This is a genomic window from Paenibacillus sp. JCM 18996, assembly GCF_055392555.1.
The window spans coordinates 3,909,209-3,917,731 of record NZ_AP043884.1 but is presented as its reverse complement, the minus strand read 5'-3'; the positions used below and the strand labels follow the sequence as shown (position 1 = coordinate 3,917,731).

Here is an 8,523-nt window from a genome sequence, read left to right as displayed (position 1 = left end):
GGCATTTTTCTCAAAGCGCCGTGACGCCCACTTTTGAAAGTGATATAATGACAGCAAAATGATCGCATTCTATGGAAGGATGAAAGTAATGAATTCACTTGCGCAGCTCCTCAACAAGACCATTGAACAAGAAAACCGGCATGTCTATGACATGCTTTCCGGTTTGGGCAAGCAAATTTACTTCCCGAAAGAAGGCATCCTCAGCCAATCCGCAGAAGCGAAAGCGAAAGCGAACAAGTTTAACGCCACCATCGGGACCGCTTTGGAAGGCGGCAAGCCGATGCATTTGAAGGTTATTCAAGATACATTATCCGCCTACGATCCGAAAGATATATACGAATACGCGCCTCCTGCGGGCAAGCCCCAATTAAGAGCCGCATGGCGCAAAAAGATGCTGGAAGAGAACCCGTCCCTGGCAGGCAAAAGCTTCGGCAATCCGATCGCCACCAACGCTTTGACACACGGTTTGAGCATTGTGGCCGACCTGTTTGCGGACAGCGGCGACAGCGTCATTATCCCGGACAAAAACTGGGAGAACTACGAACTCACATTCGGAATTCGCCGCGGAGCGGGCATGGTGAACTACCCTCTCTATAATGAACAAGGACTGTTTAATGCGGAAGGATTGAAGCAGGCCATCCTGGCTCAAAAGGAGAAAGGCAAGGCCATTGTCGTCCTGAACTTCCCGAACAACCCTACAGGATACTCCCCAACGCAAGAAGAAGGCAAAAGCATCTTGGCCGCTATCGCCGCCGGGGCGGAAGCCGGAATTAATGTGGTGGCTGTGACGGATGACGCCTACTTCGGCCTGTTTTTCGAGGATTCGATGCATGAATCGCTGTTCGGCGCTTTGGCCGACCTTCACCCTCGCGTGCTTGCCGTCAAAATCGACGGTGCGACGAAGGAAGAATACGTATGGGGATTCCGTGTCGGTTTCATCACCTATGCCGGCGAAAGCGAAGCGCTGCTCAACGCTTTGGAGCAAAAAACGATGGGGATCATCCGCGCCACCATTTCCAGCGGACCGCACCCTTCGCAGACCTTCGTGCTGCACGCCCTGACTTCCCCGGATTTCGCCGCGCAGAAGCAGGAGAAATTCGACATTATGAAGGGCCGGGCAAATAAGGTAAAAGGCCTGCTCGACAGCGGCAAATACGGCGATGTGTGGGAATATTACCCGTTCAACTCCGGCTATTTCATGTGCTTGAAGCTGAAGACAGTAGACGCGGAAACGCTTCGCACGCTCCTGCTTGACAAGTATGGCGTAGGCACCATCGCCTTGGGCGACACCGATCTGCGCGTCGCCTTCTCCTGTATTGAGGAAGAGCACATCGAGACGCTGTTCGACTTGATCTTCCAAGGCGTGCAGGATCTTCAGAATGTGACTGTAAAGTAATTTATCTCGATCTATAAAGTCAGCGTGTGAGCAAAGCAGCCGAACCGGCTGCTTTTTTTGGATTAAAAATCCAATTAATTGTAAAATTTTGTCGGAAAGTATCTTGTTTTTTCTCTGTTCTTTTGACATATTTATTCACTTAAATAATCTATAATGCTAGATGCCGGAGTATCCGCCCACGAACAAATAGAAAGGGATGACTTTTACAAACATGAACGAATTGTCTATGAAGAATCTGCTTTTCATTGAGAACGATTGCATCAACCCACAGGATGCCATTATTATCCGGCTGTTGCTTGAAGGGGTTGAACTCCATGAAATAAGTTTTTTACAAAGCAGTTCGCTCGACCCTGTAAATAAAAGTCTCACCATAGAAGATGTTTCCGGCAGGATTAGACAGCAGAGGGTGAGCCAGCAATGTGTGAGTTTGTACGAAAAAGCGACAAAACAGACCCAATATTTTTTGGATCCGCGGCTTCACATGTCTAGAGATAAGTATGTAGAACTCCGGGCCAGCAGCCATCTTATTAAGGTAAGCTTACGCGATTACATAGCTAATGAAGCGATGATCCAGGAGATGGATTCCGTCAGGTTACGGACTATTTATAAAAGGATCCGCCAACTGTCCGTGATTTACTCCATCCCGGATCTTAGCTATTTGAACACGGAAACCTTCTCGATGGCTCCAATGTTGTTTGCTTGAAAATATATCAGTGCCAGAAGGCTGCCGGAGCAATTTCGGCGGCCTTATTGTATTTTCCGTTTTGAAGGATACGTTCTCTTCTTAAAAAATAATAACCTCCGAATCATTTATCCACCGCTCTTCTAGCGTCGGAAGCGCTTTGCTATTAGCCTTCTTAATATTCTTACTGCTAAAACAGTGGTTAAAGTAATAAAGTCCAAGGAAAATTGCCAATAAGGTCCCGTAGTAACCAATCACAAAAAACCAATCCATAAATGTCGGTTTTGGGTTGAAACCGTTCATTTTATTTAACGATTATCGGAGTGGATTGTTGCGCTAAGCTGTCCGAATATATCATAAGCGATTCATGATCAAGGTGTTAGCTTGCTGTTACGAACAAAATAACCCTTCGGGTGAATAAAGACAGAAATCTGTTTCTAAGGACAGGGACTGTCTTGTTCATAAATTATAATGAGAGGCAAGTGACGAAAAACATACCGTTCCATTCTGCCGAGTGGAAGCATTGTGTTTTTGTGGAGGGGTATGAGAGACAGACTTGGCTGGCCGTTCCGGTCGAAAGATGTAGAGCGTCATTTTAAAGAATTGATATGACGGCGGTCTTGATGTGGAAAAAGTTATGTAGAAGGCTGGCTGCCCCCTTCTTTGCGAGGCAATGGTGAAAGGGTTTGCCCGGAATGTTCTGGCCCACGGCATACTGGGTTGCTTTGATTAACAGGAAAATATGCTTCTATTTGCTCAGTTTGATTGCCTTGCTGGTCATATAACTGGAAAATGTGCAGTTAATTCAACCCATTCGGGCCAGATATTAGATTAACCGCTGATTTTGATGGAACTTTTCCAGTTAAATGCATCTCCAACCAAATCGAAGTCAAATTAAATGGAGGAATTCCCTTTACTTTTTCCCATTCCGCGATTCTCCCGGCGCATTGCGACACTGCACGGCAAGTGCTCAGACCAACACTTATCCACAGCCACCGAAAATCATAATTTCCTAGACAATAAAAAAGTTCAAGCAACTCGTCTTTCCTTGGAGTCGCTTGAACCTTATATATATGTTTCATAGCATAGTTACTATAGTAATCTGTGTGCAACAGAAACTTCAAACTCTTGACAAGCTTTCACATATAATGCCGTAGTTCAGGTTCAGATCACCGCTTGACCTCAATACCCCCATCATCTGACTCTACTTCAAAATAATCGAATGTACGGTCGTGCCGGTCACCTTGAGTTCAACTGAGCGGTTCAGAGTGAGCTGACCCTCGCCCTGGATCTTCACATCCGAAGCGACAGTGTAAGTTGCATCGCTCACTGTGGTACTATTGTTTACAAGTTGTGAAATGGTGACTGTGGATAATGCGCCTTGATTGTTCAGCGTGCCCAGCTTGTACCACCCGGGTACGCTGACTTCGGCTATGGCTGGCAGCGCAGCTTGTACGACCTCGATATATACGACGACGTTGTTATAAGTGCGGACCTTTACTTCTTCGCCGGCTTTAATATCGGTGACCGTTATTTTTTGGCCGTCGCGGAATACGAAGGTGTTAAGGTCAAGCGTTAAAGCAACCGGGGCGCCGCCTTGAGAGACGGTCAGGACGTTGCCGGAAACGCTTGAAATTACCGTACCTTTAGTCAGGCTCTTATCTTCAGGCATTTTGTCGCCGGTACGGTCAAGCAGGGCGGCAAGCTCTGCGCGCCTGACCGGAGCATTCGGGCGGAATGTATTGTCCTCATAGCCGTCGATCAAGCCCTTTTCCACAGCAACCGCTACGTATCCGCGCGCTCCGGCGGGAATTTTATCCGCATCCTTGAAAGTCAGGTCGGCATTCATCTTGGTCTTCGCTTCACCGTCAAGCTTTAAAGCTTTTACCAATAGAATCGTTGCCCATAAACGGTCTGCGGACTTGTCCGGTTGGACGGCGTTGTCGCTTTCCATAAACAAGGCGTGCTCGGCCGCTACAGCCACATAACCGGTGGCCCAAGGATACGCCGCTTGAATCTTGACTGCATCGGAGAAATACAGCTTCGTCCCCTGCTTGGCCTCAGCCTCGCTGCGCAGACCTAACAAGCGAACTGCGGCCGTTATAGCTTCGATTCTGGTAATATGGTTGTTAGGCTTGAAAGTGCCGTCCTCATAGCCTTCAAACACTCTTTTGGACGCCAAGCTGGCTATGTATCTCATAGCCCACTGCACATCCTGCCCTCTCATGTCTTCAAAATTAAGATTAATTTGAATGTTCGAACCTGTCTGATGTCTCTGATGGTCCTCATTATCATCATTGTTCTGTTGATTCCGCTGTTCCGATCTGTGTTCCCACTTCACATTGCGCTTTTCGTTCTCGTGGTCATCGTCCCTGTCCTTGGCGAATGCAGCCGTAGAGCCTCCCAGAGCCAATGCTAGAGTCAAAGAGCTTACAACCACTTTTTTAAATACAGAATTCATTTCACTGCACTTCCTCTCTTTTTGAGTATGGATTGTTTTTTCTTTGAACCTTCGCGAAGTGTTCATCTTTTCGGTAAAGCATTCGGCGGCGCTGAAACTTTTGGGGGGGTATTGCCAATCTATGAAAAATGGTACAATAATTTCGGTAAAATGCTAGCGAAGGAGTAATAGAATGCCGGTTAAAAAGAAAAAGATCTGGGTGCTGCTCGCGGCATTCACAGTGCTTGCAGCTGTTTTATTTATGGTTATTAGATGGAATGGCTCTCTCCTTGAATCCCGCAAAAACTCACCGGGCACCGAGGTGTCTTCCGACAGTCCGAAGGATGCATCCAAAGCGAAAACCCAGCCGGAGCCGGAAATCCCTTTGGAGAAGACGGATGTGCTGTTGGCAGGAACGGAGCTGGAAGGCCTCTACCTGGCGCGCGCCGCCGCGGATGAAGGGCTGAAGGTGAAGGTGATCGACCCGAGGGACGCTTTTGGCGGGCAGGTGCTGCAGGGAGAGATGCTGTTCCTCGACGAAGCCCGGGACGACGCGTACAAAACTCTGCTGCAGGGCCGGGTAAAAGAGCTGTTCGACGGCTTCCGCAGCGCTAAGATACGCAAACTTCCGGAGTTCCAGTCTTATTTTGGCAAATTGAGCAGTAATCTTCCTATAGAGCAGGGCGTCAAGATCATTGATGTTAAAGAAGCTCCCGCAAGCAGCAGTGGAGAATCGATTCAGACGATAACTTACACATCGAAGGACGGTGCCAAGAAGAGGATTACCGCATCCTATTATGTGGATAATACGGATGACGCCGCGCTGCTGAGCAGGTTGAAGGTGACCCGCCTTCCGGGGCTCGAACAATTTTACGGACAGAAAAATATCGAGTATATGAGCGCCGGCATGATGATGAAGTTCAAGAATGTGGATTGGCAGAAATTTTCCGCCCATTTCAATTCGCTTACCCCTCAGGAAAAAAGTAAAAAATACGGCGGGGGTTCGGTGAACGAGAGCTTTGCAATCGGGTTAAGCGGCATGACCAGCCAATATAAACCGTCCAATGACCGGGTATTCCTGAGAGGGCTGAACGCGGTCAATCAGCGGGACGGAGAGGTTTTGATCAATGCGCTGCTGATATACACCGTCGACCCTTCCGATCCCAAATCGGTAGAGGGGGGCCTTGAGCTGGGCAGGAAAGAAACGCCGCTTATTTTGAACCATTTCCGCAAAGGCATGGTCGGTTGGGAGAACGCAGAGATTAACGGCTACCCGAATTACTTGTATATCCGCGAGTACAACCATTATGAAACGGACTATGTGCTTAAGCCTTCCGATATGCTTGGCGGCCATATGTTCTGGGACAACGTGAGCATCGCCGGATATCCGCTGGATCTGCAGGGAACGAGCGCAAACAAGTGGGGCATCGAGATGGGCCGTCCCGACAAATACGGCATGCCGCTTCGCAGCTTCCTGCTGAAGAACTACGATAACGTGATCGTTGCCGGCAAGAATGTCGGCGCCTCCGCCATCGCCTACGGCAGCGCCCGCATCCAGCCGAATACGAGCCTCGCGGCCGAGTCGATCGGTGTCATTCTCGGTCAGATCAACGGCAAGAAGAAGCTGAAGGATTTGCAAGAACCGGATATGGCCCAACTACACACTTATTTGCAGACAAAGTACGATATCAAGCTGACCAACATCACAGGCAAAAACAAGCTGGCGGGATGGTCTCCGGACGAAATCGCCAAGCTCGACACGGGTGAGATTGTGTATCCGACCTATGTGCACAAGAAGCATTAGACAACAAAAGGCACTGTTACTTCTGGCGTCTCCAGCTGTCGTTAGTCTTTCTGCATCGAAAACTTCAGCAGCATGTCCCGCATCTTGTCCGCTGAACCGCAGTCGGAGCCTCTTTCACCTGTCACCGGGTAAACGTCCATCTCCTCGGCGTCATACGGCATAAGCAGCGAGGATAATATATCTTTGTCTGTTATCCGGGCATCCAGCCAGCGGTTAGCCGTCTGTTGATCCAGTATAACGGGCATACGTTCGTGGTAGACTGCGGCCAAGCGGTTAGAATACGTGGTAAGTATAGTACACGAACGGATTTCTTCCCCGCCCGGCTTCAGCCATACATCGTAAAACCCGGCAAAGCCGAACAGTTTTTGATGACGGAGGACGAATCGGACCGGCTGCTTCACCTTCCGTTCAGCTTTCCAGCCATAGTAGCCGTCACAAGGGATGACGCAGCGGCGGCTGGTAAAAATTTTGCGAAACGCCCGCTTATCCGCCACAGTTTCGCTCGCCGCATTGATGGAATCCGGCGCCCAGAAAGGGAAGAGCCCCCATCTGTAATGCTCCAGCCTCCTCGATCCCCCTTCTGCGACAATGACGGGAACCGGTTGTGTCGGTTCGAGCAAATAGCTGCTTTTGAAGGGAAAAGCCATCTTGTCGATCTGATAATAGGCTTCGATATCGGATAAGGAAGAGGCTAAACTATAACGTTCGCACATAAAACCCACCTGCCTGTCTTTCTCTCTATAGAGATTTGTAGTATAAGAACTCTCCCTGCGGAAGGTACCGAAAGGGCGCATTCGGAATATGCTTCAACAACCATGCGTCTTTTGTCGGGTTATTCTACAGTATCCATTGGCAGGTGGAAAATTATGCGTAAATCAAGTATGGCCGGCCTTCTTCGTTTTTCTGCGCCGAACCAGCAGGGTGACCGTCACCGTGAGGATCGCGCCGTAAAACGCCAGCTCCATATCGTGCTGTGAATCCCAGGGATCTCCCTGCATGCCGAGAAACTGGTCCGCCGTTTCCTTGGAAGCAAGCAGTGCGACCCACATTTCCCCGATTTCATACAGCGCCCCCGCAGCGGTAACCACCGCTATTGCCAGACCGTACGCCCATAGCCGTGCCGTGCCCGCAACCCGTTCAAGCACCTCGGAAATCGGCAGGACAAGCAGCACACCAAAGAAAAAATGAACCACACGGTCGTAATTGCCGCGCGTTGAATGAAAAATATTTTTCATTGTCCCGTCCAGCGGAGTGGCTTGGTAGGAATAATGGGCGCCGATCGTATGCAGCACCAAAAAAGCAGCCATTAGAACATAGGAGCGGTTGGTAAACGTAAATTTCTTGTAGGTAAAAATGACAGCTGCCAGAAAAGCGATAATCAGGACATTCTCCAACATCCAGCCGGTCCGGTCTCGCGGTGAAATGGCGAGCAGCGCCCAGATAATCGCATACACTCCTGCAAAAAACTGCAGAAAACGATTTTCAGAGAAATTATCGTCCCTGCGCATCCAGATGCTTTGCTCCGAACCGGAAAAATCTTTGCCGCGGTCAGCGGCCCAGGTAGTCATCGTCATTCTCCTTTCCCAGCATGCATGGCCTTCTTCTACCTTAGATTTAGCTTTAACCCGATTTTTATGTCCTTCTCCTCAATCACCACATTCTGGATTCTGATCAGCTCGGGCAGGTTTTCGTCCGCCCTCATCTCAAGCGGTTGAATGCTGAACAAGCGTGTTGGAACATTAAGCGCTTTTATCCGAGTCTCCGTGTGTTCAGCTGCAATGTAAGGATCTTTCCAATCCAATGTAAAATTCAGAGTGGCCCCGATCGGCACCAGGTCCCTGTATAACAGGTTCACATCCGCCGTCAGCCGGTTTCCGTTCAGCGAGAACCTGGCCCCTGTCACGGCCAAGTCGGCCGAAACCTGAGGTCTCTGGCTTAGCCCTTTGCGCAGCAGATGGTCCACTTCCTCTTCAGACAGCCTGATCTCCAATTTGCGTGTTTTCAGGATTTCATTGAACTTGCCCGCCAACGCCACCTCTCTATAATTCAAATCCAGGCTCTTGTCGGGCTTAATATAAGCCAAGACTCCAAGCAGCATGAGGCCCGCAATAATGGCTATGCCCGCAACGAAATAGATCAGCTTCTTTATCATCGTTTTGCCTCCATAGGAAATAATAAATATTTTGTTACCCAGATGAACA

General features: G+C 49.2%; 7 protein-coding genes. 3 read left to right on the top strand and 4 right to left on the bottom strand.

Annotated features, from left to right (window positions below):
• The first annotated feature begins 88 nt into the window (after positions 1–88).
• Together ACZ5N7_RS19385 and ACZ5N7_RS19380 are read left to right on the top strand one after the other, a co-directional pair.
• On the top strand, positions 89–1,396 hold the full coding sequence (locus ACZ5N7_RS19385; RefSeq protein ID WP_464656250.1) for an aminotransferase class I/II-fold pyridoxal phosphate-dependent enzyme: 1,308 nt from the start codon (positions 89–91) through the stop codon (positions 1,394–1,396).
• A 211-nt stretch (positions 1,397–1,607) separates the two neighbouring features.
• The gene (locus ACZ5N7_RS19380) at positions 1,608–2,099 is read left to right on the top strand and encodes a hypothetical protein (RefSeq protein WP_464656248.1); all 492 of its coding nucleotides are present in this window, start codon (positions 1,608–1,610) and stop codon (positions 2,097–2,099) included.
• 1,183 nt (positions 2,100–3,282) lie between these two features.
• Here the strand turns inward: ACZ5N7_RS19380 and ACZ5N7_RS19375 are convergent.
• Positions 3,283–4,539 carry an S-layer homology domain-containing protein gene (locus tag ACZ5N7_RS19375; protein WP_464656246.1) on the bottom strand — a complete coding sequence of 419 codons (1,257 nt, stop codon included), beginning with the start codon at positions 4,537–4,539 and terminating at the stop codon, positions 3,283–3,285.
• A gap of 172 nt (positions 4,540–4,711) precedes the next feature.
• On the opposite strand from ACZ5N7_RS19375, the gene ACZ5N7_RS19370 reads away from it, so the two are divergent.
• Positions 4,712–6,322 (top strand): FAD-dependent oxidoreductase, encoded by a 1,611-nt coding sequence (locus ACZ5N7_RS19370; protein WP_464656244.1) that lies wholly within the window; start codon positions 4,712–4,714, stop codon positions 6,320–6,322.
• Between the two features lie 41 nt (positions 6,323–6,363).
• On the opposite strand, the gene ACZ5N7_RS19365 is transcribed toward ACZ5N7_RS19370, so the two are convergent.
• The 3 genes from ACZ5N7_RS19365 to ACZ5N7_RS19355 all read right to left on the bottom strand — a co-directional run bounded on the left by ACZ5N7_RS19365 (position 6,364) and on the right by ACZ5N7_RS19355 (position 8,474).
• Positions 6,364–7,035, bottom strand: a complete 672-nt coding sequence (locus tag ACZ5N7_RS19365) for an SOS response-associated peptidase (protein WP_464656242.1) — start codon at positions 7,033–7,035, stop codon at positions 6,364–6,366.
• A 162-nt stretch (positions 7,036–7,197) separates the two neighbouring features.
• Positions 7,198–7,890 (bottom strand): DUF2238 domain-containing protein, encoded by a 693-nt coding sequence (locus ACZ5N7_RS19360; RefSeq protein WP_464656241.1) that lies wholly within the window; start codon positions 7,888–7,890, stop codon positions 7,198–7,200.
• 35 nt (positions 7,891–7,925) lie between these two features.
• Positions 7,926–8,474 carry a hypothetical protein gene (locus ACZ5N7_RS19355; protein WP_464656239.1) on the bottom strand — a complete coding sequence of 183 codons (549 nt, stop codon included), beginning with the start codon at positions 8,472–8,474 and terminating at the stop codon, positions 7,926–7,928.
• Positions 8,475–8,523 lie beyond the last annotated feature (49 nt).